Below are 23509 nucleotides of genomic sequence, written 5' to 3'. Positions count from 1 at the left end.
TGGGGCCGGTGGCAGCGTCGCCCGCCACGACGGCGTTCTGCGGCAGCTCGGGAAGCTGGGGGCGGAGGAAGCCCATGGCGAGCAGCACGAGGTCGGCCTGGATGACCTCCTTCCGGCCGGTGGACTTCATCACGGGGCGTCCGCCGTCGGGCGCGGGCAGCCACTCCACTTCTTCCACCTCGACGCCGGTGACGCGGCCGTTTCGTCCGATAAACCGGTTGGAGTTCAGGCACCAGCGGCGCGTGCAGCCTTCTTCGTGGCTGGAGCTGGTCTTCAGCACCACGGGCCACTGCGGCCAGGGGGTGGCGGGGTTGTGGCCCACGGGCGGCTGGGGCATGATTTCTATCTGCGTCACGCTCAGGGCGCCCTGTCGGTGGGCGGTGCCGATGCAGTCGCTGCCCGTGTCGCCGCCGCCGATGACCAGGACGTGCTTGCCGCGGGCGGTGATGCGCTCTTTCGCGTCGAACGTCTGTCCGGCCAGTACGCGGTTCTGCTGCGCCAGCATCTCCATGGCGAAGTGGATGCCCGCGAGGTCGCGTCCGGGGATGGCGAGGTCGCGTGCCTGCGGCGTGCCGGTGCAGATGGCGTAGGCGTCGAAGCCTTCGGGCAGGCGGGCGAGGTCTATCTCGCTGCCGGTCTGGAATGCGATGCCCTCGGTCTCCATGATGCGCAGGCGGCGGTCGATGATGTTCTTGCCCAGCTTGAAGTTCGGTATGCCGTAGCGCAGCAGTCCGCCCGGCTGCTCGTCGCGTTCGAAGACGGTGACTTCGTAGCCGCGGCGGTTCAGCTGGTTGGCGGCGGCCAGTCCGGCGGGGCCAGAACCGATGACGGCTACGCGGCGCCCATTGCGTTCGTATTGCTGCGGCCGGATGTATCCTTCGCGGAAGGCGGCTTCGATGATGGCAGCCTCGTCCTCGCGGATGGTGACGGGGGCGTCGAACGAGAGCTTCAGCACGCACGACTTCTCGCACAGGGCGGGGCAGATGCGGCCCGTGAATTCGGGGAAGTCGTTCGTTCGGCTCAGGATATCGTAGGCCTTCTGCCATTCGCCCTTGCACAGGGCGTCCTGAAATTCGGGCGGGCGGTTGCCCAGCGGGCAGGCCCAGTGGCAGAAGGGCACGCCGCAGTCCATGCAACGGCCGGCCTGCAGCTTGCGTTCGCTGGTATTCAGTGTCTGTTCTACTTCGCTATAGTCGTTTATACGTTCGTGTATCGGTCTGTATCCCGCTTCCTGGCGCGGGATGGTAAGAAATGCTTTGGGGGTTCCCATATGATAATTGATAATTAAGAATTGAGAATTTTAATAATCTCTCTGCACCTCCGCAATCTTCTGTTGCAGCTTGCGCATCTGTTCCTCGGCGAGCACCTTCTTGTACTCGATAGGTGTCACCTGAATGAATTCTTCTACATAGCGCGGCCAGTTGTCGAGCATGGTGCGAGCCAGTGTGGAGCCGGTGTAGAGGTAGTGCTGGCGGATAAGTTCGTGCAGCTCCTTGCGGGCGGTGGAGTCTTCGAGCAGCGAGAGTTCCACCATGTCCATGTTGCAGAAGTAGTCGAACGTGCCGTGCGGGTCCCACACGTAGGCCACACCGCCACTCATACCCGCAGCAAAGTTGCGGCCCGTCTGTCCCAGTACAACGACACGACCTCCGGTCATGTACTCGCAGCAGTGATCGCCCACGCCCTCGACGACAGCGATGGCACCCGAGTTGCGCACGGCGAAACGTTCGCCCGCCCGTCCGTTGATGTAGACCTCGCCGCTGGTGGCACCATAGAGCAGGGTGTTGCCCACGATAGTATTCTGTTCGGCGGCAAAGTTGCTGCGTACAGGCGGCAGCACGGCGATGTGTCCGCCGCTCAGGCCCTTGCCCAAGTAGTCGTTGGCTTCGCCCTCCAGCTTGAAGCTGATGCCGCGGGCCAGAAATGCTCCGAAGCTCTGTCCGGCCGAACCCTTGAACTTCACGCTGATGGTACCGTCGGGCAGGCCGTCATTTCCATATCGGGTGGCTACGGCTCCCGAAAGCATGGCACCCACGGCGCGGTCGGTGTTGCCGATGGCGTACTCCAGCGACACTTCGCGGCGGCTTTCCAGAGCGGGCGTGGCGGCTGCCAGCATCTCCACGTCCTTCACGTGGGCGATGTCGTGCTTCTGTTCGGTACAATGGTGCAGGGCGGCGTTGCTATCCATACGGCATAGCATGCGGCTGAAATCCAGCAGGCTGGCTTTCGTGCCTTTGGCAACGGGATGCAGTTCGATGAGGTCGGTACGGCCCACGATATCCTCCAGACGGGTGAAGCCCATATCAGCCAGATACTCGCGTACTTCCTGTGCCAGGAAGCGGAAGTAATTTACCACGTATTTATAGTGTCCGCGGAAATGGGCCCGCAGCTTGGGGTCTTGGGTCGCTACGCCCACGGGGCAGGTGTTTGAGTGACATTTGCGCATCATTACGCAGCCCAGTACGATGAGGGCTGTGGTGCCGAAAGCAAATTCCTCGGCACCCAGCAGGGCCATGCTGATGATGTCGCGGCCGGTCTTCAACTGGCCGTCGGTCTGCAGGCGTACCTGTCCGCGCAGGCCGTTCAGTACCAGTGTCTGCTGTGTTTCGCTCAGGCCTATTTCCGGCGAGATGCCCGCATAGCGGATGGACGAGGCCGGCGATGCGCCCGTACCTCCCTCAGCACCCGAGATGACGATGAGGTCGGCCTTCGCTTTGGCCACACCGGCGGCAATGGTGCCTACACCACTTTCGGCTACCAGTTTTACACTGATGGCAGCGCGCGGGTTCACGTTCTTCAGGTCGAAGATGAGCTGTGCCAGGTCTTCGATGGAGTAGATGTCGTGGTGGGGCGGCGGCGAGATGAGCGAGATGCCCGGGATGGAGTGGCGCGTGCGGGCAATGACCTCGTCCACCTTGAAGCCTGGCAGTTGTCCGCCTTCGCCCGGCTTGGCACCCTGGGCCACCTTGATCTGTATCTCCTCGGCGTTCACCAGATACTCTGCCGTTACGCCGAAACGTCCCGAAGCTACCTGCTTCGTCTTGCTGGAGAGGCTGATACCGTCCACCGTGTCGTGGAAGCGTGCGTTGTCTTCACCACCTTCGCCCGTGTTGCTGCGCGTGCCCAGTTCGTTCATGGCCAGTGCCAGTGCTTCGTGTGCCTCCTTGCTGATGGCGCCGAACGAGATGGCACCCGTGACGAAATGCTTTACGATGCTCTCTACCGGCTCCACCTGGCTGATGTCTATCGGGTTGCGGCGGAAGCCGAAGAAGTCGCGCAGGAAGATGGGACTCTGCTTTTCGTCCACCACGCGGGTAAACTCCTTGAACTTCTTGTAGCTGCCGGTACGGGTGGCCAGTTGCAGAGTGCTGATGGTCTCCGGGTTCCAGGCGTGGCGCTCGCCGTCCTTGCGGTAGGACATCTGTCCGATGTAGGGCAGGAGCGGGTCTGTCGTTTCGGGCACGAAGCCGTTGTCGTGGAAGGTGATGTAGTCTTTGGCAATCTCTTCCAGACGGATGCCGCCGATGGTAGAGGTGGAGGTACCGAAGTAGCCCTTGAGCAGTTCCTCGCTCAGACCCACTGCCTCGAATATCTTGGCGCCGCGGTAAGAGCGGATGGTGCTGATACCCATCTTGCTCATAATCTTGTAGAGCCCCTTGCAGACGGCCTTGATGTAGTTCTTCTCTGCCGTTTCATAGTTCATCTGTACCTCGCCCTTCTTCACCAGGTCGTCCAGTACGGCGTAGGCCATGTAGGGGCAGATGGCGCTGGCGCCGTAGCCCAGCAGCAGGGCGGCGTGCATCACTTCGCGGATTTCGCCGCTCTCCACGATGAGGGCCGTCTGCACCCGCTTCTGCACACTGATGAGGTGATGGTGCACGGCGCTGATGGCCAGCAGTGAGGGGATGGCTGCCTGCCGGGCGTCGATGCCGCGGTCTGACAGGATGATATAGTTGGCTCCGTCTGTCACGGCCTGTTCGGCAGCCTTGCACAGGCGGTCGAGAGCTTCCTGCAGGCCCGCCTTGCCACGTGCGGCCTCGAAAAGCATAGGCAGCTTTACGGTGTTGAAGCCTTTGTAGCGGATGTTACAGAGGATATCCAGCTGCGTATTGTTCAGGATGGGGTGGGGCAGGCGCACCATCTTGCAGTGTGTTTCGTTGGGCAGCAGGATGTTCATGCCTACGGCACCGATGTACTCGGTCAGCGACATCACCAATTCCTCGCGGATGGGGTCGATGGGCGGGTTGGTCACCTGTGCAAACTGCTGGCGGAAGTAGTTGAACAGCAGTTGTGGCTGGTCGCTCAGCACGGCCAGGGGGGTGTCGTTACCCATGGAGGCCGTAGGCTCTGCACCGTTGCTGCACATGGGTACGAGGATACGTTCTACGTCCTCACGGGTATAACCGAAGGCACGCAGTCGCCGGTTGTAGTCGTCCACAGTATTGGCCACCTTACGTCCGCTCTTCAGGGTATCCAGCTCGATGCGGTTGGCCGACAGCCACTGACGGTAGGGCTTGGCGGCTGCCAATTGTTCCTTCAGTTCGCCGTCGTAGTAGATGCGTCCCTCCTCGGTGTCCACCATTAGAATTTTGCCCGGTTGAAGCCGTCCCTTTTCCTTGATCTTTTCGGCTTCGAAGCTGATGACGCCCGCTTCGCTGGCCACCACCATCATGCCGTCGTGCGTGATGAGGTAGCGGGCGGGGCGCAGACCGTTGCGGTCCAGCATACCGCCGGCATATCGTCCGTCGCTGAAAAGCAGGGCCGCCGGACCGTCCCATGGCTCCATCAGGATGGAATGGTATTCGTAGAAAGCCTTCAGGTCTTCACTGATGGGGTTCTTGTCGTTGAACGATTCGGGCACCAGCATCGCCATGGCGTGTGGCAGGCTCAGGCCGGACATGACGAAGAATTCCAGTACGTTGTCCAGCGAGGCTGAGTCGCTCATGTCCGGTTGGACAATGGGACGGATATCTTTCACGTTGCCCAGTGTAGGGGTAGAAAGTACGCTTTCGCGCGCTTCCATCCAGCCGCGGTTGCCGCGGATGGTGTTTATTTCGCCGTTGTGCGCCAGCAGGCGGAAGGGCTGTGCCAGACTCCATGTAGGGAAGGTGTTCGTGCTGAAACGCGAGTGGACGATGGCCAGTCCGCTGGTGAAGTAGGGCTGTGTCAGGTCGCTGAAGTATGTCCTCACCTGGGTGGACGACACCATACCTTTATATATAATGGTACGGCTGGACAGGGACACGATGTAGAAATCCTTTTGGTGTACGCGCTGCTCTATCTTCTTGCGGATGATGTAGAGTGTGCGTTCCAGGTTCTCCGTGTGTCCGGCTCCGGTGATGAATACCTGCTTGATGTCCGGTTCCGTCTCGCGTGCACTCTGTCCCAGAATATCCGAGTTGACGGGGACCGCACGCAGGTGCATCAGGGTGAGCCCTTCCCGTTCTATTTCTTCAATGACGATGCTCAGGATATGTTCCTGTTCCTTCGGATCTTTGGGCAAGAAAATGAGTCCTGTACCATATTTACCTTTTTCAGGTACCGGGATGCCTTGCAGCAGGATGAATTCGTGTGGAATCTGTACCATGATACCTGCGCCGTCGCCCGTCTTGTTATCGGCGCCTTCTGCTCCGCGGTGTTTCATGTTCTCCAGTACTCGCAGGGCGGAGTCCACCAGTTCGTGCGACTTGCTTCCGTTTAGGTTCACAATCATTCCCACACCGCAGGCATCGTGCTCGTGCGCGGGGTCATAGAGTCCTTCCTTTCGCCTGTCCGTTTTGTCGCAAATTTGGCTTGATAATTTTCCTCTCTGCTTTTTAATACTCATTTCATCTTTCATATTTCTTCTTTTATTGATGTTTTTGTGTTAAAGTGTAATGCAAAGGTATAAATTATCTTTCTGTTTGTTCTTTCTATCTTTCATTTTCTGATAGGAATTTTTAGATATATTCATGTGGGGTGATAGAATAAAACCTAGATAGTTTATTTTTGTTTTAGATTGTAATATATAAGTCTTTATATCTGTTATATTGTTATTTTGCTCCCTTTCTGTAAAATTTATCCAAATGAAGCATTATGACGCTAAATTCGTTGTTTTATGTTATTGTGATAAATAAATTATATAAATAATGACATAATGATATTTTTATTCCTAAATTTGCAGCTGAAATAAGGAGCGTACTGAACTATGGAGCTTGCAAGGGAAAAAAGTTATAGCATTGGCGACTTAAAATGATACAGGTCTCAGTAAAATTACCGATATTTGCATCCGAATTCAGGAAAAGACAACAAACAATCCAGTATAGCGATATGGAACCACTGAAACATGAATGCGGCGTGGCGATGATACGCCTTCTCAAGCCGCTCGACTATTATCAAAAGAAGTATGGCACGTGGATGTACGGGCTCAACAAGCTCTATTTGTTGATGGAGAAGCAGCACAACCGCGGACAGGAGGGAGCCGGACTGGCCTGTGTCAAGCTGGCCGCCAATCCCGGCGAGGAATACATGTTCCGCGAACGTGCCTTGGGCTCGGGAGCCATTACCGAAATCTTTTCCACCGTACAGAGCCACTTCAAGGACTTGACGCCCGAACAGCTGGTCGATGCCGGTTATGCCGAGAAATGCCTGCCCTTTGCCGGTGAGGTCTATATGGGGCACCTGCGCTACTCCACTACCGGCAAGTCCGGCCTGACGTATGTGCACCCCTTCCTGCGCCGCAACAACTGGCGGGCCAAGAACCTGGCTCTCTGCGGTAATTTCAATCTGACCAACGTGGACGAAATATTTGCCCGCATCACCGCCATGGGGCAACATCCCCGCAAGTATGCCGATACCTATATCATGCTCGAGCAGGTGGGCCACCGTCTGGACCGCGAGGTGGAACGCCTCTTCAACCTGGCCGAGGCCGAAGGACTGACGGGCATGGACATCACCCACTATATCGAAGAACATGTCGATTTGGCCAACGTGCTGCGTACCTCAAGTAAGGATTGGGACGGAGGCTACGTGATGTGCGGCCTGACGGGCAGCGGCGAGAGCTTCGCCGTGCGCGACCCGTGGGGCATCCGCACCGCCTTCTGGTATCAGGACGACGAGATAGCCGTGCTGGCCAGCGAGCGTCCCGTGATACAGACCGTGCTCAACGTGCCTGCCGCCAGCATTCGCGAACTGCAGCCGGGACAGGCCGTCTTCATCAGCAAGGCGGGACGCCTGCGCACGGTGCAGATCAACAAGCCGCGCGAGCTGCGTCCCTGCTCCTTCGAGCGCATCTACTTCAGCCGCGGAAGCGACATGGACATCTACCGCGAACGCAAGCTGCTGGGCGAGAAGCTGGTGCCCAGCATCCTGAAGGCTGTCAACTACGACATCGACCACACCGTCTTCTCCTTCATCCCCAACACGGCCGAGGTGGCCTTCTACGGCATGCTTCAGGGGCTGGACGAATACCTGAACGAAGAGAAGGTGAAGCAGATTGCCGCCCTGGGCCACAACCCCAGCCACGACGAGCTGGAGCGTATTCTCTCTCGCCGCATCCGCAGTGAGAAGGTGGCCATCAAGGACATCAAGCTGCGCACGTTCATTGCCGAGGGTAACACGCGCAACGACCTGGCCGCCCACGTCTATGACATCACCTACGGCAGCCTGGAGACGGGTGTGGACAACCTCGTCATCATCGACGACTCCATCGTGCGCGGCACCACCTTGCGGCAGAGCATCATCGGTATCCTGGACCGCCTCAATCCGAAGAAGATTGTCATCGTCAGCTCATCGCCGCAGGTACGTTACCCCGACTACTACGGCATCGACATGGCCCGCATGAGCGAGTTCATCGCTTTCAAGGCGGCCATCGAGTTGCTGCGCGACCGCGACATGAAGGACGTCATCGCCGCCGCCTACCGCAAGGCCAAGGCGCAGGCCGACCTGCCCAAGGAGCAGATGGTGAACTACGTGAAGGACATCTATGCCCCCTTCACCGACGACGAGATAGCGGCCAAGATGGTGGAACTGCTCAAGCCCGAGAGCGTCCGTGCCAAGGTGCAGATAGTCTATCAGCCTCTCCAGGGGCTGCACGAGGCCTGCCCCCACCATCCGGGCGACTGGTACTTCAGCGGCAACTATCCCACGCCCGGCGGCGTGAAGCTGCTCAATAGGGCCTTCATCGACTACATCGAACAAGTCTATCAATTCTAAGTATATGGAAGAAGAACAGAAGCAGAAGGACAAAGGAAATATCGACGGTTCCTCGTTAGCCATCGGCCTGTCATTAGGTACGGCCTTGGGTATCATTCTCGACAACCTGGCCCTCTGGTTGCCCATGGGTGTAGCCATGGCCTTTTCTCTGAGTGTGATGAAGAAGAGAAAGAACAAAGACAACAACAGTAACAATAACGATACGAACAAACAATGAGAAACGTAACCCTTATCCTCGACGACGGTACCCGCTTCCGCGGCCAGTCGTTCGGTTATGAAAAGCCGGTAGCAGGCGAGGTGGTGTTCAATACGGCCATGACGGGATATCCCGAGAGCCTGACGGACCCTTCGTATGCCGGCCAGTTGATGACTCTGACCTACCCGCTGGTGGGCAACTACGGCGTGCCGCCCTTCACCATAGAAGGTAACGGACTGGCCACCTTCATGGAGAGCGAGAAGATACACGCCGAGGCCATCATCGTGAGTGACTACTCCGAAAACTACAGCCACTGGAACGCTGTGGAGAGCCTGGCCGATTGGCTGAAGCGTGAACAGGTGCCCGGCATCACGGGCATCGATACCCGCGAGCTGACCAAGGTGCTGCGCGAGCATGGCGTCATGATGGGGCGCATCGTATTCGATGAAAATGAAGAATTAAGAATGAAGAATGAAGAATTGCCGTGCGGCGCCGCAGTGCAGCCTGATTCTTCATTCGGAGGCGAAGCCGACATTCTTCATTCTTCATTCAACTATGGAGAGGTGAACTACGTGGACCGCGTCTCCTGCAAAGACATCATCGTCTATGCCGCAGGGGAGAGCAAGACCTTCCCCGTCTCCACCCCGAAGGAGGAACTTAATTCTCAATTATCCATTTTCCATTCTCAATTAAAGAAGGTCGTCCTCGTTGACTGCGGCGTCAAGACCAACATCCTGCGCTGCCTCCTGCGCCGCGGCGTGGAGGTCATCCGCGTGCCCTGGGACTACGACTTCAACCAGCTGCAGTTTGACGGCCTCTTCATCTCCAACGGGCCGGGCGACCCTGACACGTGCGACGCCGCCGTGCAGAACATCCGCAAGGCTATGGCCAATGAAAAGCTCCCCATCTTCGGCATCTGCATGGGTAACCAGCTCCTCTCCAAGGCCGGAGGCGCGCGGATATACAAGCTGAAGTACGGACACCGCAGCCACAACCAGCCCGTGCGCATGGTGGGCACAGAGCGTTGCTTCATCACCAGCCAGAACCACGGCTACGCGGTGGACAACAACACGCTGGGCGCCGACTGGGAACCCTTGTTCATCAACATGAACGACGGCTCCAACGAAGGCATCCGCCACAAGCGCAACCCCTGGTTCTCCGCCCAGTTCCACCCCGAAGCCGCTTCGGGACCTACGGACACGGAGTTCCTCTTCGACGAGTTCGTGAAGCTGCTCTGAGGGGGAATAGCCGTTCAAAGAGGTAATGGATATTTACACTTTGAGGGGCTTGCGAAGACATCCCGAAGTCTTCGGCCGACACTCCTTAGAGTCTCTGCCCGACACTCCTTAGAGTCATCGACCGACACTCCTTAGAGTCATAGGCCAACACTCCCTAGAGTCTTCGTCCGTCACTCCCTGGAGTCTCCGAACCCCCTCCAGAAGTACTCCTGAGGCCATTTCCCCTGAAAACGCCCTCAGCGGGCACCGGCAAATGAGATAAATAAAGAAAGAACGAAATAATTGAACAAAATATGAAAGAGAACAACATACGTAAAGTCCTGCTGCTCGGTTCGGGCGCGCTGAAGATCGGCGAGGCCGGCGAGTTCGACTACTCCGGTTCGCAGGCACTCAAGGCCCTCAAGGAAGAGGGCATCCAGACCGTCCTCATCAACCCCAACATCGCCACCGTGCAGACTTCGGAGGGCGTGGCCGACCAGATTTACTTCCTGCCCGTCACCCCGTACTTCGTCGAGAAGGTCATCGAGAAGGAGTGTCCGGACGGCATCATGCTGGCCTTCGGCGGGCAGACGGCGCTGAACTGCGGCGTGGCCCTTTACAAGGAAGGCGTGCTCGAGAAGTACGGCGTCCAGGTGCTGGGCACCCCCGTACAGGCCATCATCGACACCGAAGACCGCGAACTCTTCGTTGAGAAGCTGAACGAAATCGACGTGAAGACCATCAAGAGCGAGGCAGTGGAGAACGCCGAAGACGCTCGTCGCGCCGCCGCCGCGCTGGGCTATCCCGTCATCGTCCGCGCCGCCTATGCGCTGGGCGGACTGGGTTCGGGCTTCTGCGACAACGAGGAAGAGCTGAACGTGCTGGTGGAGAAAGCCTTCTCCTTCTCGCCCCAGGTGCTCGTCGAGAAGAGCCTCCGCGGCTGGAAGGAAGTGGAGTACGAGGTGGTGCGCGACCGCTTCGACAACTGCATCACCGTCTGCAACATGGAGAACTTCGACCCGCTGGGCATCCACACAGGCGAGAGCATCGTCATCGCCCCCAGCCAGACGCTCTCGAACACCGACTACCACAAGCTGCGCGAGCTGGCCATCCGCATCATCCGCCACATCGGCATCGTGGGCGAGTGTAACGTGCAGTATGCCTACGACCCGCAGTCCGAGGACTACCGCGTCATCGAGGTCAATGCCCGCCTTAGCCGCTCGTCGGCTCTGGCGTCGAAAGCTACCGGCTATCCGCTGGCATTTGTGGCCGCCAAGCTGGGCTTGGGCTACGGACTGTTCGACCTGAAGAACTCCGTGACCAAGACCACCTCGGCCTTCTTCGAGCCCGCGCTGGACTACGTGGTGTGCAAGATACCGCGCTGGGACCTCGGCAAGTTCCACGGTGTGGACAAGGAGTTGGGCTCGTCGATGAAGTCCGTGGGCGAGGTCATGGCCATCGGCCGCACCTTCGAGGAAGCCATCCAGAAGGGCCTGCGTATGATAGGCCAAGGCATGCACGGCTTTGTAGAGAACAAGGAACTCGTCATTCTCGACATAGACAAGGCACTGCGCGAGCCGACCGATAAACGTATTTTCGTCATCTCGAAAGCCTTCCGTGCCGGCTACACCGTAGACCAGATACACGAGCTGACCAAGATAGATCGCTGGTTCCTGGAGAAGCTGATGAACATCATGCGCACCTCGAAGGAATTGCACGAGTGGGCAGGCAACCACAAGCTGCTTTCCGACCTGCCTGACGACCTGTTGCGTAGGGCCAAGCGTCAGGGCTTCTCTGACTTCCAGGTGGCCCGCGCCATCGGCATGGAAGGCGAGATGGAAGACGCCATCGTCACCCTGCGCCGCCACCGCAAGGAGCGCGGCATCGTGCCCGTGGTGAAGCAGATAGACACGCTGGCCGCCGAATATCCGGCGCAGACCAACTACCTGTACCTGACGTACAGCGGCACGGCCAACGACGTCCGCTACCTGGGCGACCACCGCAGCATCGTCGTCCTCGGTTCGGGCGCCTACCGCATCGGCTCCAGCGTGGAGTTCGACTGGTGCGGCGTGCAGGCCCTGAACACCATCCGCAAAGAAGGTTACCGCAGTGTGATGATTAACTACAACCCCGAGACCGTGTCCACCGACTACGACATGTGCGACCGCCTCTACTTCGACGAGCTCACCTTCGAGCGCGTCATGGACATCCTCGACCTGGAGAACCCGCACGGCGTCATCGTCTCTACCGGCGGTCAGATACCGAACAACCTGGCCCTGCGTCTCGACGCGCAGCCGGTCCGTATCCTCGGCACCTCGGCCAAGAGCATCGACAATGCCGAAGACCGCGACAAGTTCTCCGCCATGCTCGACCGCATCGGCGTGGACCAGCCCGAATGGAGTGCGCTGACGTCGATGGAAGACATCAACGCTTTCATCCAAAAGGTAGGTTTCCCCGTGCTCGTCCGCCCCAGCTACGTGCTGAGCGGCGCCGCCATGAACGTCTGCTCCAACCAGGAAGAGCTGGAGCGCTTCCTCCAGCTGGCGGCCAACGTATCGAAGAAACACCCCGTGGTGGTGAGCCAGTTCATCGAGCACGCCAAGGAGGTGGAGATGGATGCCGTGGCACAGAACGGCGAAATCATCGCCTACGCCATCTCCGAGCACATCGAGTTTGCCGGCGTGCACTCGGGTGACGCCACCATCCAGTTCCCGCCGCAGAAGCTCTACGTGGAGACCGTGCGCCGCATCAAGCGCATCAGCCGCGAGATAGCCAAGGAGCTGAACATCTCCGGCCCTTTCAACATCCAGTTCCTGGCGCGCGACAACGACATCAAGGTCATCGAGTGTAATCTCCGTGCCTCGCGTTCGTTCCCCTTCGTCAGCAAGGTGCTGAAGCTCAACTTCATTGAGCTAGCCACGAAGGTCATGCTGGGCATCCCCGTAGAGAAGCCGGACAAGAACCTCTTCGACCTGGACTACGTGGGCATCAAGGCTTCGCAGTTCTCCTTCAACCGCCTGCAGAAGGCCGACCCCGTGCTGGGCGTCGACATGGCCTCTACGGGCGAGGTGGGCTGCATCGGCGACGACACCTCGTGTGCCGTGCTCAAGGCCATGCTTTCCGTGGGCTACCGCATCCCGAAGCAGAACATCCTGCTGTCCACCGGTTCCACAAAGCAGAAGGTGGACATGCTTCAGGCGGCCCGTCAGCTGCAGCGCAAGGGTTACAAGCTCTTCGCCACGGGCGGCACGTCGAAGTTCCTCACCGAGAACGGCGTGGAGAACACCCGCGTCTACTGGCCCAGCGAGGACGGCCAGCCCCAGGCGCTCGACATGCTCCACAAGAAGGAAATCGACATGGTGGTCAACATCCCCAAGAACCTGACGGCGGGCGAGCTGAGCAATGGCTACAAGATACGCCGTGCGGCCATCGACCTCAACATCCCGCTCATCACCAACGCCCGTCTGGCCAGCGCCTTCATCAATGCCTTCTGCACGATGTCGGTGGACGACCTGCGCATCAAGTCATGGGCGGAGTATAAGTAATTCGAGCTTCCGCGCGAACCGTTATATGAATGGGCTGTCTTTCGGGGCAGTCCATTTGTTTTTTTACTGTTGCATCTGCGTTTGGATAGAATGCAACTTCAGCATCGTAACTATGGACTTCAGCACCGTAACTATGAACATTAGCGCCGTAACTACGGACTTTATAGATCCCAACTACAATGTCTGTTTGCCCGGCTTAAACAATCATTATGTCCTGTGTCTAAATGCAGGGGAAGCATAAAAAAACAGGTTGTCTTTGTAACAAAACACTTTGCCCCGACGTCTGATGGGTATAGGACTGATAAAAGAAGAATAGAAGAAAGAGCACATGGATGCCGAGAGTTTCAAACGAATGTTTCTGCCCTGCCACGCCAAGCTGTACGGAGTGGCCTGCAGGTTGCTGGATAACGCCGAAGACGCCGAGGACCTCATTCAGGAAGCTTACCTGAAGCTGTGGAGCAAGCGCGAGGAGCTGACGCTCATCAGCAATCCCGAAGCCTTTGCCGTTACGTTGGTGAAGAACATGTGCTTCGACCTACTGCGATCAGGCAAATACCTTTCCGACAGGCAGCACCTGCCCCTGACCGAAGCACAGAACGCACTGCCTGCCGACGGCCGGGACGCGAAGGACGACGTACAGCTGGTGAGGATGCTGATAGCCCGTCTGCCCCGGCAGCAGCGGATGGTGATGATGCTGCGCGACGTGAAGGGATGCTCCTACGAAGAGGTGGAGCGGCTGACGGGACTGAATGCGGTGAATGTACGTGTGCTCCTGTCGAGGGCGAGAAAGAAGATACGTGAAGAATTTACAAAATGGAACAACTATGAAAGTCGATGAAATGGAACGGTTGCTCGCTGCCTACTACGAAGGGACAACGGACGAACACGAAGAAAGCAGGCTGAAGGAAGCCTTGCGCACGCAGGACGTGCCCGAACATCTGGAGGCCGACCGCAGGTTGTTGGCGGCTCTGGAAGAGGAGAGTCCGCAGGAAGTACCTGTGCCTGAAGGGTTGGAAGCGAAGCTGTCGCGCCTGATAGACCGCAAGGACGAGGAGATGCCGCACTTCCTCCGTCCCAATCGTACGCGCCGCAACTGGCGTTGGGCGGTCGGCGTGGCGGCCACGTTCCTGGTGCTGATAGGCATCGGGTGGGGTGTGGATACGATGGAGAAGAAACCTGTGCCGCCTACGCCGCTCGACACCTTCAGCGACCCGCAGGACGCTTATCGTGTGCTACAGGCTACATTTAGTGAAATGTCGAGCAACTGGAGGGCCGGCATCGAACAAATGCAGGAAGTGCAGTCGCAGATGGACGTGGTGCAGAAAGAAGTGAAACAAGAATTATCCAAATAAAAATCATCAATTGTTATGAAAAACGTCAGATTACTTTTGGTCAGCCTACTGCTGGCATTACCGTTGCTGGGCCAGGCCCAACAGGAGTTGTTCAAGAAATACAGCGACAGGAAGAACGTGTCGTCTGTCTATATCTCCAAAGCCATGCTGGAGATGAACCCCAGCCTGTTCACGAAAGACATCTACATCGGCAAGGCGGCTTCGCAGCTGAACTCGGTGCAGATTGTCTCTACGATGGACAAAATGATCAAATCGGATTTGCTGAAAGACATCCGCGAACTGGTGAAGTCCTCACGCTACGAGTTGCTGATGAAGCAGAAGGGCACGGTGTCTTCCTCCGAGTTCTACGTCAGCCGCAAGGGCGACAAGGTGAAGGAGCTGATAATGGTAACCAACGGGGCCGCCTCGCTGAAGTTCGTTTACCTGGAAGGGGAGATGACGACCAAGGACGTGCAGAACATCCTGCTCTACCAGAATACCAGTGGATACGTCGCTCCTTCCCGAGGCTATCGCTTGGAAGACTTGCAGGCCATGGGCATTCAGGGATCTCATATCGACTTGAAGGACCTGGAACGTGCGTTCAGCTCCGACGAATGGAAAAAGTTTGTCGAAGACATGAAGAAGCTGGGCGATGACATGAAGTCGCTTCGGGATTAAATGGGTTCGGTAACAGTGCAGTGTTTTTACGTCCGCTGATATTCCTGCGGCGTCATGCCCGTCATCCGCTTGAAGAACTTGCTGAAGAACGAAGGGTTGGGGAAGTGCAACTCGTCGGCTATCTGATAGGTGAGCAGGTCGCTGTGCTTCAGCAGTACTTTGGCTTCGAGGATGACGGCTTGGTTGACCCACTCCACGACGGTGCGTCCGCTGACGTCGCGGATGACGGAACTCAGGTAGCGGGGCGACAGGCAGAGGCGGTCGGCGTAGAAGGCTGTGGTGCGCTGTGTCTTGCAGTGCTCGTTGACCAGCGTGATGAAACGTCGGAACAGTTCTTCCTGACGTGACGGACGAAGCTGTTCGTCGCGGTGGTTGTCGGCCTGCAGGTAGTGGAAGTGGTAGAACAGCGATGTGACCAGATGGCGTACTGCTTCACGCCGGTAGGGATGCAGATGGACGGCATCCCATATCAGCGAGAAATAGGCACCTGTCCGTTGCCATTCTTCCAGATTGTCGCTCATGCAGAAGGCTTGTCCTGTATATTGGTCTGTCAGGACGACGTGCTGGGGCGTAGGAATGAAGTTGCTGTCCACAGCAAGCACTTGGAAGTCGAACTCGTCGTCGAATTCGAGGAACTCCAGGAGAGAGTCCGGCGGGATGATACCGAAGGCGTGTTCTCCCAGTGTGTGCTCGATGAGGTTGACCGAAGTACGTGCCTTGCCCTGCTTCACGTGGAATATCCGAACTTCCTTGGCCCGATAGGGCTGGCCGGTCTTGAAGAGGCGGTTGTTCATGCCGCACATGCTGCTCACAATGCCCATTTCGCGGTTGATGAAGGCGTAGTCGTTGTTGGCGGCTACACCGATTCCGTTCAGAAAGTCGAGTGTCAGGTGGATGGGTTTCTGGTGTTCCATGATGCTTTCGTTTGATAATGATGACGCAAATATGCGGATAAAAACAGAAAAAGGGGAATGTTGGCGGACATTTCTACCGAAAATCGTACAAATGGGACAGAGATACTGCGCGAAAGAATGTATATCTGTCCCGTTTCCTTTTATCTTTGCAACATGATTGGTTCACTTAACTCTTGTTGCTTATGAAAAGAAACAGATTGCTCCTCTCTTTATTATTGTCTGCCCTGTGCCTGCCGCCGCTTCGTGCGCAGCTCTCGCTGGAAGAATGCCGCCACCAGGCACGCGACAATTATCCCCTCATCCGCCAATATGGCTTGATTGAGCAGGCTGCGCAGTACGATGTGGCCAATGTCGCCAAAGCTTATCTGCCTCAGGTCAGCCTCTCGGCCAAGGCGTCCTATCAGAGCGATGTGACCAAACTGCCTTTCGAGTTGCCGGGCATCGACATCAACTTCATGCCCCGCGACCAGTATCAGGTAACGCTGCAGGTGCAGCAGTCTGTGTGGGACGGCGGCGAGACGAAATGGCGCAAACAGCTGGTGCGTGCCGGAGCCGAGGTCAATACGGAGAAACTGAACGTGGACCTCTATGCGTTGGACGAGCGGGTGAACCAGCTCTACTTCGGCATTCTGCTGCTGGACGAACAGCTGGAGCAGAACCGCCTGTTGCAGGACAACCTGGAACGGACGCACCGCACGGTGAGCGCCTGCGTGGACAACGGCACGGCCAACCGCAGTGACCTAGATGAGGTAGCCGTGGAACAGCTCAGTACCCGTCAGCAGCGTGTAGCGATGGAGGCTTCGCGCCGTGCCTATGCCGACATGCTCCTGCTCTATCTGGGCCGCCCGTCCGAAGAAGAGCTGAAGCTGGAGAAACCGGCCGCCGATGAACCGGAAGGCGGGGAGAACCGTCGTCCTGAGCTGCGATGGTATGACGCGCAGACAGCCCGGCTCACAGCGCAGGACGCTTCGCTTCGTACGGGCTATATGCCCCGGTTGGGCCTCTTCGTACAAGGCGGATACGGAAACCCTGGCTTGAACATGCTGGAGGACAAGTTCAAGGCTTACTACGTGGCGGGCGTAAGCCTGTCGTGGAACCTGGGACGGCTCTACACATTGAAGAACGACCGTCGCCTGATAGAGAATAGCCGCCGGAAACTGGAGACGGTACGCAGTACCTTCCTCTTCAACACGGGGCTGGAGGCTACCCGTCAGGAAGCTGATGTGCGTGCCCTGCGACGTCAGATGGAGGACGACGACGAAATCATCCGCCTGCGTACCCGCATCCGTCAGGCTTCGGAAGCCAAGCTGCAAAGCGGCACATATACGGTGAACGACCTCCTGCGCGACATCACCGCCGAGAGCCTGGCCCGCCAGCAGAAAGCCATCCACGAGATACAGTGGCTGATGAGGCTGTACGACTGGAGGCACACGCTGAATAATTGAGAGTTGAAAATTGAGAATGGAGAATTAATTGTTCGTCATTTACCATTAATCATTAATCATTTACCATGCATATGAGATTCTTTACAACAACTTTTCTTCTTCTGACTTTGGCCGCCTGTTCGGGTGGCGGTGACAGCTACGACGCCACGGGGACTTTCGAGACGACCGAGGTCGTTGTGTCTGCCGAGGCTTCGGGCAAACTTCTTCGCATGGACGTGGAGGAGGGCATGAAGCTGGAAGCCGGTCAGGCGGTGGGACAGGTGGACACCGTGCAGCTCTACCTCAAGAAACTGCAGTTGGAGGCCAGCGCGCGTTCCGTATCGGACCAGCGCCCTGACATCCGCAAGCAGATAGCCGCCACGCAGGAACAGATTTGTCAGGCCGAACGTGAGCGCGACCGCGTGAAGCGTCTGCTGGTGGCCGATGCGGCCAACCGTAAGCAGTTGGACGACGCCGAGTCGCTGCTCCAGGTGCTGCGCAAGCAGCTGGCGGCGCAGAACTCTTCCTTGCAGAACAGCGACCGCAGCCTGTCGTGGCAGTCGTCGTCCGTCGATATCCAGGTGGCGCAGGTGGACGACCAGCTGGCCAAGTGCCGTGTCTGTGCCCCCGTGGCTGGAACCGTCCTGGCGCAGTATGCCGAGGCGGGCGAGTTCGTGGTACCCGGCACACCGCTCTTTCGGCTGGGCGACATGGAACGGATGTACCTGCGTGCCTATGTCACCGGCGAGCAGTTGGCCGAAGTCCGGCTGGGGCAGACGGTGACCGTCGTAGCCGACTACGGTGGCGGGCAGCAGCGTGAATACGAGGGGCAGGTGACGTGGATTTCGGATACCTCGGAGTTTACGCCCAAGAACATCCTGACGCGTGACGAACGGGCCAATTTGGTCTATGCCGTCAAGGTGGCCGTGCGTAACGACGGCGGGCTGAAGATAGGCATGTACGGCGGCTTGCGTTTTTCTTCAGTTGGAAAATGATTTTTCCCTAACTGGAGAAATATATTTCTCTGACTGGATAAAAAATCTTTCTACAGACATCGATGGAATATATACTGACAGCAGACAGACTGACAAAGAGCTACGGCACGGTAAAAGCGCTGGACGGCGTGTCGTTCGCGGTGCGTCGCGGTGAGATCTTCGGGCTCATCGGTCCCGACGGGGCGGGGAAGACCACCCTGTTCCGCCTCCTGACCACCCTGCTCCGTCCGGACAGCGGACGGGCCGTGGTGGCGGGCTTCGACGTGGAGCGGCAGTACAAAGAGATACGCCGCCGCGTGGGCTACATGCCCGGCCGTTTCTCGCTCTACCCGGACCTGACGGTGGAGGAGAACCTACAGTTCTTCGCCACTGTCTTCGGTACCTCCATCCGCGAGAACTACGACCTGGTGCGCGATATCTACAGCCAGATAGAACCCTTCCGCACGCGCCGTGCCGGTGCCCTCTCGGGCGGCATGAAGCAGAAGCTGGCCTTGAGCTGTGCCCTCATCCACAAGCCCGAGGTGCTGTTCCTAGACGAACCCACCACGGGTGTGGATCCTGTGTCACGTCGGGAACTGTGGGACATGCTCCGCCGCCTGAAGGAGCAGGGCATCACCATCGTTGTCTCCACCCCCATCGTGGACGAGGCGCGGCAGTGCGACCGTATCGCTTTCCTTAATCGGGGACAGGTGAACGGCATTGATACGCCAGACTGCATCCTGACGCGCTTTGCCGACATTCTCTGTCCGCCGAGCCTCAGTCACGACGAGACTCGGCATGCCGACCGTCCGGTTATCGAGGTAGAGGGGCTGACGAAGCAGTTCGGCTCGTTCGTGGCCGTGGACCACATCTCGTTCAATGTGGGGCGGGGCGAAATCTTCGGTTTCCTGGGTGCCAACGGGGCGGGGAAGACCACCGCCATGCGCATGCTCACGGGCCTGAGCCGACCTACGGGCGGACGAGCCGCAGTGGCCGGTTTCGACGTGGAGAGGCAGCCCGAAGAGGTGAAGCGCCACATCGGCTACATGAGTCAGAAGTTCTCGCTCTACGAAGACCTGAAAGTGTGGGAGAACATCCGCCTCTTTGCAGGCATTTACGGCGTGAAGGAGGCCGATATCGCTCCGCGCACCAACGAGGTGCTGCGACGCATCGGGCTGGAGGCGGAGCGCAACACGCGCGTGGGCAGCCTGCCCCTGGGCTGGAAACAGAAGCTGGCCTTCTCCGTGGCCGTCTTCCACGAGCCGGAGATTGTCTTCCTGGATGAGCCGACGGGTGGGGTGGACCCCGCCACGCGCCGCCAGTTCTGGGAGCTCATCTACCAGGCGGCCGACCGCGGCATCACGGTCTTCGTCACCACCCACTTCATGGACGAGGCGGAGTATTGCGACCGCATTTCCATCATGGTGGACGGGCGAATCCGCGCCCTCGATTCGCCCGACGGACTGAAACGCACCTTCCACGCCGCCACGATGGACGAAGTGTTCCGGCGGCTGGCGCGCGAGGCGGAGCGGGCGACGTGATACGAAGCGATATGTAAGATTATCGGCCTCTAACTCCCTCTAACTTCTTTAACACCTGATTGAAATGAAACAGTTCCTCATATTTGCCGGCAAGGAATTCCGCCACATCTTCCGCGACCGCAGGACGATGCTCATCCTGCTCGTGATGCCCGTGGTGCAGATCATCCTGTTCGGCTTCGCCATCACCACCGAGGTGCAGAACGTACGCATGGCCGTACTCGACCCTTCGGACGACGTGCTGACGCGGCGCATCGTCGAGCGGCTGGACGCTTCGGAGTACTTCACCCTGACGGCCCGCTTCCACACGCCGCAGGAGATGGACGAGGCCTTCCGCCGTTCGCAGGTGGACATGGCCGTGGTCTTCAGCCCCGGTTTTGCCGACGGAGTCTACACCAGCGATGCCGCCGTCCAGCTGGTCTGCGACGCCACCGACCCCAATACGGCCACCATGCAGACCAGCTACGCCACGGGCATCATCACCGCCGCCACCGGCGAACTGCTGCCTGCCGGAGTGCGTGTCCCTCTGCTGCAGCCCGAGGTGAAGCTGCTCTACAACCCGCAGATGAAGAGTGTCTACAACTTCGTGCCCGGCGTCATGGGGCTCATCCTGATGCTCATCTGCGCCATGATGACGTCCGTCTCCATCGTCCGCGAAAAGGAGATGGGCACGATGGAAGTGCTGCTCGTCTCGCCCGTGCGGCCCATCTTCATTATCCTCTCCAAGGCCGTGCCCTACTTCGTGCTGTCGTTCGTCAACCTGACGACCATCCTGCTGTTGTCGGTCTACGTGCTCCACGTGCCTGTGGCGGGCAGCCTGCCGTGGCTGGTGGCCGTGTCGTTGCTCTTCATCTTCGTGTCGCTCTCGCTGGGGCTGCTCATCTCCACCCTGACGCAGACACAGGTGGCGGCCATGCTGGCTTCGGGACTGGTACTGATGATGCCCACCATGCTGCTGTCCGGCATGATTTTTCCGGTGGAGAGCATGCCTTGGGTGCTTCAGGGCATTTCGGCGGCCATTCCGGCGCGGTGGTACATCCAGGCCGTGCGCAAGCTGATGATACAGGGCGTCGACGTGGTGAATGTGCTCACCGAGGTGGGCGTGTTGCTGGGCATGGCGGTAGTGCTGGTCACGGTCAGCCTCAAAAAGTTCAAGAACCGGTTAGAATGAAAGTCGTATGATAAAGTATCTGATAGAAAAAGAATTCAAGCAGCTCTTCAGGAATCCGTTCATCCCGAAACTCATCCTGCTGTTCCCCTGTATGATTATGATTCTGATGCCATGGGCGGCCAGCCTGGAAATCAAGAACATCCGGCTGGACATTGTAGACGGCGACCACAGCCCCCTGTCGCGGCGGCTGGTGGAGAAGGTGGCGGCATCGGACTACTTCCGTGTGTCGGCCTTTCCTGCAACTTACGATGAGGCCCTGCGGCATGTGGAGGCGGGTTCGGCCGATATTGTGCTGGAGATTCCGCGCGATTTCGAGAAGGACTGGATGCGTGGCGGAGCGCCCCGTGTACTGGTGGCTGCCAATGCGGTGAACGGTACGAAGGGTGGTATGGGCAGTTCCTATCTGTCGTCCATCATCTCGGACTACGCCCGCAGCCTGTCCGCTACTGAAGGACGTTCCATGGCGTCCGCCTTCAGGCTGCCGCAGGTGTCGGTGCAGACGCTGAACCTCTACAACCCGCGGCTCAACTACAAACTCTTCATGGTTCCGGCTCTGATGGTGATGTTGCTCACCCTTATCTGTGGTGCCCTTCCAGCCTTGAACGTGGTGGGCGAGAAGGAGGCGGGAACCATCGAGCAGATTAACGTGACGCCTGTGCGCAAGTTCACCTTCATCTGTGCCAAGTTGGTGCCCTACTGGCTGACGGGACTGGTGGTGCTCACCATTGCCTTTGTGCTGGCGTGGCTGCTCTACGGCATTCTGCCTGCGGGCCATTTCGTGACGCTCTATTTCTTTGCAATCATCTTCCTGCTGCTCGTGTCGGGTTTCGGGCTGGTGGTGTCCAATTATTCGTCCACGCTCCAGCAGGCCATGTTCGTCATGTTCTTCTTCATGCTGATTCTGGTACTGATGAGCGGTCTGTTCACCCCCATCCACAGCATGCCCCGCTGGGCGCAGGCCCTTACCTACGCCAATCCGTTGCGCTACTTCGTGGAGGTGATGCGTACCGTCTACCTGCGTGGAGGCGGTGTGGCCGACCTGCTTCCTCAGCTGGGTATGCTGCTGCTCTTTGCCGCCTGCTTCAATCTGTGGGCCGTGAAGAGTTACCGCAAGAGCGGCTGAACGCGTCTCAGGCCAGCTTGAAGCGGATGCGCCATCGCTTCTCCGCTTCGTCCCAGTCGTGGCTGATGATGCGGAAGGTACCGATTTCTGCCGTGTTGGCCACGTGCGTACCGATGCAGAGGCACTCGTCGTAGTCGCCCACCTTCACCACGCGCACTGTCTGCGAGGCATCTTCAGGCAGGCGTTTTAGGTCGAAGCGACCGCGGGCCTCTTTCTGCGTGATGAATTCCGTGGTGACATCCAGATGCCGGCCGATGACTTCGTTCACGGCATCCTCCAGCCGTTTCACGTCTTCTTCCGTCGGCTGCTGCTCCAGGCGGTAGTCCAGCTTGCTCTTCTTCCGTTCGATGTGTGCCGCAATCGACCTTCCGCACCCGAAAAGGCGTATCATGGTCTGGTTGATAATGTGTTCGCAGGTGTGCATGGGCGGGTATTCCTGCTTGTTGTGCTCGTTGAGCGTGGGTTGCTGTTCCATATTGAAAAGTATTTTGTTGGTTTTATTTTTCATAAAGAACCCTCATTCTCTGCAGACAAAGAATGAGGGTACTCTTCTACTTTCTATAGTCGTTTATCTACAAGCGTAGTACATGTCTGTCGACACAGCCAGTCTTGCATTGGCCACGCCCTGCGCGTCCAGCGTGACGGTCAGGTCTTCGCCGTTGGGCAGCGTCATCTGTGCCGTTCCGTCGTTGTTTAGTCTTACGAGCTCGGTGCTCACGCCGTCGGCCACCACGTTCCACGTGTTCAGGCTCTTGTCGTAGATCAGTTCCATCGACGCCGTCTCGTCGCCTTCCTTCGTGATAGAATATCCGTTTTCTAGTGTTTCGACTAGGTAGTTTCCATTTTCACCTTGCACTTTCTTAATGTCACCGACACTTGCCATCGGATTGCTTCCGCTCCAGAATTCAATGGAGTTAATAATAACCGCATCTGCAAAATAGCAAACGCCATAAACGGGAATAATATTGAGAGCTAAAAAAACTAGTTCATTCACAAATTTATTTCCAATACTTTGATTCCAACTGACTAATCTGCTGTGCAAGCCGAAAGAGCCAATACACGAACTGAAAAGGAATGCACCGCAAATCATTACGGCAGCTGCCATTTTAAGATTAAATTTTTTCATAATTTTTTCTTCTTTGGTGTTTAAGATTAAAAAACTTTCTGCATTAGATTTGTGCAAATATACACTTTTATCTATAAAA

At 57.7% G+C, this 23509-nt stretch carries 17 protein-coding genes; 12 read left to right on the top strand and 5 right to left on the bottom strand.

Annotation, left to right across the window (positions count from 1 at the left end; translation table 11 throughout):
- The coding region (locus BQ8005_RS03315) for a glutamate synthase subunit beta (RefSeq protein ID WP_075317040.1) at positions 1-1270 on the bottom strand (1270 nt) is incomplete at its 3' end.
- 30 nt (positions 1271-1300) lie between these two features.
- Positions 1301-5827 (bottom strand): glutamate synthase large subunit, encoded by a 4527-nt coding sequence (gltB, locus tag BQ8005_RS03310; RefSeq protein WP_075318889.1) that lies wholly within the window; start codon positions 5825-5827, stop codon positions 1301-1303.
- Positions 5828-6309: 482 nt separating this feature from the next.
- Here gltB and BQ8005_RS03305 point away from each other — a divergent pair, with 482 nt between their 5' ends.
- The 7 genes from BQ8005_RS03305 to BQ8005_RS03275 all read left to right on the top strand — a co-directional run bounded on the left by BQ8005_RS03305 (position 6310) and on the right by BQ8005_RS03275 (position 15160).
- Entirely contained in the window at positions 6310-8193 is a 1884-nt protein-coding gene (locus BQ8005_RS03305) for an amidophosphoribosyltransferase (RefSeq protein ID WP_075317039.1), read from the top strand.
- A gap of 4 nt (positions 8194-8197) precedes the next feature.
- The gene (locus BQ8005_RS03300; RefSeq protein ID WP_072545637.1) at positions 8198-8410 is read left to right on the top strand and encodes a glycine zipper domain-containing protein; all 213 of its coding nucleotides are present in this window, start codon (positions 8198-8200) and stop codon (positions 8408-8410) included.
- Positions 8407-9627, top strand: coding sequence for a glutamine-hydrolyzing carbamoyl-phosphate synthase small subunit (carA, locus tag BQ8005_RS03295; RefSeq protein WP_075317038.1), 1221 nt, complete (start codon positions 8407-8409; stop codon positions 9625-9627). Before BQ8005_RS03300 ends, carA begins: the two co-directional genes overlap by 4 nt.
- 293 nt (positions 9628-9920) lie before the next feature.
- Positions 9921-13151, top strand: coding sequence for a carbamoyl-phosphate synthase (glutamine-hydrolyzing) large subunit (gene carB, locus BQ8005_RS03290; RefSeq protein WP_075317037.1), 3231 nt, complete (start codon positions 9921-9923; stop codon positions 13149-13151).
- A 328-nt stretch (positions 13152-13479) separates the two neighbouring features.
- On the top strand, positions 13480-13989 hold the full coding sequence (locus BQ8005_RS03285) for an RNA polymerase sigma factor (RefSeq protein ID WP_075317036.1): 510 nt from the start codon (positions 13480-13482) through the stop codon (positions 13987-13989).
- Positions 13976-14503 carry an anti-sigma factor family protein gene (locus tag BQ8005_RS03280; protein WP_075317035.1) on the top strand — a complete coding sequence of 176 codons (528 nt, stop codon included), beginning with the start codon at positions 13976-13978 and terminating at the stop codon, positions 14501-14503. Before BQ8005_RS03285 ends, BQ8005_RS03280 begins: the two co-directional genes overlap by 14 nt.
- A gap of 15 nt (positions 14504-14518) precedes the next feature.
- The gene (locus tag BQ8005_RS03275; protein ID WP_075317034.1) at positions 14519-15160 is read left to right on the top strand and encodes a DUF4252 domain-containing protein; all 642 of its coding nucleotides are present in this window, start codon (positions 14519-14521) and stop codon (positions 15158-15160) included.
- Between the two features lie 26 nt (positions 15161-15186).
- Here the strand turns inward: BQ8005_RS03275 and BQ8005_RS03270 are convergent, their stop codons facing one another.
- Positions 15187-16074 carry a helix-turn-helix domain-containing protein gene (locus BQ8005_RS03270; protein WP_075317033.1) on the bottom strand — a complete coding sequence of 296 codons (888 nt, stop codon included), beginning with the start codon at positions 16072-16074 and terminating at the stop codon, positions 15187-15189.
- Between the two features lie 182 nt (positions 16075-16256).
- Between BQ8005_RS03270 and BQ8005_RS03265 the strand changes: the two genes are divergently transcribed.
- The 5 genes from BQ8005_RS03265 (at position 16257) to BQ8005_RS03245 (ending at position 22304) form a co-directional block, all read left to right on the top strand.
- Positions 16257-17519: a TolC family protein gene (locus BQ8005_RS03265; RefSeq protein WP_075317032.1), complete on the top strand. Its 1263-nt coding sequence runs from the start codon at positions 16257-16259 to the stop codon at positions 17517-17519.
- A 71-nt stretch (positions 17520-17590) separates the two neighbouring features.
- Positions 17591-18493, top strand: coding sequence for an HlyD family secretion protein (locus BQ8005_RS03260; RefSeq protein WP_075317031.1), 903 nt, complete (start codon positions 17591-17593; stop codon positions 18491-18493).
- Positions 18494-18555: 62 nt separating this feature from the next.
- Positions 18556-20013 carry an ATP-binding cassette domain-containing protein gene (locus tag BQ8005_RS03255; RefSeq protein WP_075317030.1) on the top strand — a complete coding sequence of 486 codons (1458 nt, stop codon included), beginning with the start codon at positions 18556-18558 and terminating at the stop codon, positions 20011-20013.
- A gap of 64 nt (positions 20014-20077) precedes the next feature.
- Positions 20078-21181, top strand: a complete 1104-nt coding sequence (locus BQ8005_RS03250) for an ABC transporter permease (protein WP_075317029.1) — start codon at positions 20078-20080, stop codon at positions 21179-21181.
- A 7-nt stretch (positions 21182-21188) separates the two neighbouring features.
- Complete coding sequence (locus tag BQ8005_RS03245; RefSeq protein WP_075317028.1) at positions 21189-22304, top strand: ABC transporter permease; 1116 nt, start codon at positions 21189-21191, stop codon at positions 22302-22304.
- 7 nt (positions 22305-22311) lie between these two features.
- Here the strand turns inward: BQ8005_RS03245 and BQ8005_RS03240 are convergent, their stop codons facing one another.
- Both BQ8005_RS03240 and BQ8005_RS03235 read right to left on the bottom strand, forming a co-directional pair.
- Positions 22312-22779 carry an alanyl-tRNA editing protein gene (locus BQ8005_RS03240; RefSeq protein WP_075318887.1) on the bottom strand — a complete coding sequence of 156 codons (468 nt, stop codon included), beginning with the start codon at positions 22777-22779 and terminating at the stop codon, positions 22312-22314.
- Positions 22780-22872: 93 nt separating this feature from the next.
- Complete coding sequence (locus BQ8005_RS03235) at positions 22873-23430, bottom strand: DUF3332 domain-containing protein (protein WP_075318885.1); 558 nt, start codon at positions 23428-23430, stop codon at positions 22873-22875.
- Positions 23431-23509 lie beyond the last annotated feature (79 nt).

Source organism: Bacteroides togonis (assembly GCF_900130135.1).
Taxonomy (GTDB): domain Bacteria; phylum Bacteroidota; class Bacteroidia; order Bacteroidales; family Bacteroidaceae; genus Bacteroides; species Bacteroides pullorum.
The sequence above is the reverse complement of the archived record's forward strand: the minus strand, read 5'-3'. Positions and strand labels throughout refer to the sequence as shown.

What these genes read in the sequence shown, in the direction of transcription:
- gltB (WP_075318889.1), bottom strand. Translation starts at nt 5,827, where the DNA reads ATGAGTATTAAAAAGCAGAGAGGAAAATTATCAAGCCAAATTTGCGAC.
- BQ8005_RS03305 (WP_075317039.1), top strand. Translation starts at nt 6,310, where the DNA reads ATGGAACCACTGAAACATGAATGCGGCGTGGCGATGATACGCCTTCTC.
- BQ8005_RS03300 (WP_072545637.1), top strand. Translation starts at nt 8,198, where the DNA reads ATGGAAGAAGAACAGAAGCAGAAGGACAAAGGAAATATCGACGGTTCC.
- carA (WP_075317038.1), top strand. Translation starts at nt 8,407, where the DNA reads ATGAGAAACGTAACCCTTATCCTCGACGACGGTACCCGCTTCCGCGGC.
- carB (WP_075317037.1), top strand. Translation starts at nt 9,921, where the DNA reads ATGAAAGAGAACAACATACGTAAAGTCCTGCTGCTCGGTTCGGGCGCG.
- BQ8005_RS03285 (WP_075317036.1), top strand. Translation starts at nt 13,480, where the DNA reads ATGGATGCCGAGAGTTTCAAACGAATGTTTCTGCCCTGCCACGCCAAG.
- BQ8005_RS03280 (WP_075317035.1), top strand. Translation starts at nt 13,976, where the DNA reads ATGAAAGTCGATGAAATGGAACGGTTGCTCGCTGCCTACTACGAAGGG.
- BQ8005_RS03275 (WP_075317034.1), top strand. Translation starts at nt 14,519, where the DNA reads ATGAAAAACGTCAGATTACTTTTGGTCAGCCTACTGCTGGCATTACCG.
- BQ8005_RS03270 (WP_075317033.1), bottom strand. Translation starts at nt 16,074, where the DNA reads ATGGAACACCAGAAACCCATCCACCTGACACTCGACTTTCTGAACGGA.
- BQ8005_RS03265 (WP_075317032.1), top strand. Translation starts at nt 16,257, where the DNA reads ATGAAAAGAAACAGATTGCTCCTCTCTTTATTATTGTCTGCCCTGTGC.
- BQ8005_RS03260 (WP_075317031.1), top strand. Translation starts at nt 17,591, where the DNA reads ATGAGATTCTTTACAACAACTTTTCTTCTTCTGACTTTGGCCGCCTGT.
- BQ8005_RS03255 (WP_075317030.1), top strand. Translation starts at nt 18,556, where the DNA reads ATGGAATATATACTGACAGCAGACAGACTGACAAAGAGCTACGGCACG.
- BQ8005_RS03250 (WP_075317029.1), top strand. Translation starts at nt 20,078, where the DNA reads ATGAAACAGTTCCTCATATTTGCCGGCAAGGAATTCCGCCACATCTTC.
- BQ8005_RS03245 (WP_075317028.1), top strand. Translation starts at nt 21,189, where the DNA reads ATGATAAAGTATCTGATAGAAAAAGAATTCAAGCAGCTCTTCAGGAAT.
- BQ8005_RS03240 (WP_075318887.1), bottom strand. Translation starts at nt 22,779, where the DNA reads ATGGAACAGCAACCCACGCTCAACGAGCACAACAAGCAGGAATACCCG.
- BQ8005_RS03235 (WP_075318885.1), bottom strand. Translation starts at nt 23,430, where the DNA reads ATGAAAAAATTTAATCTTAAAATGGCAGCTGCCGTAATGATTTGCGGT.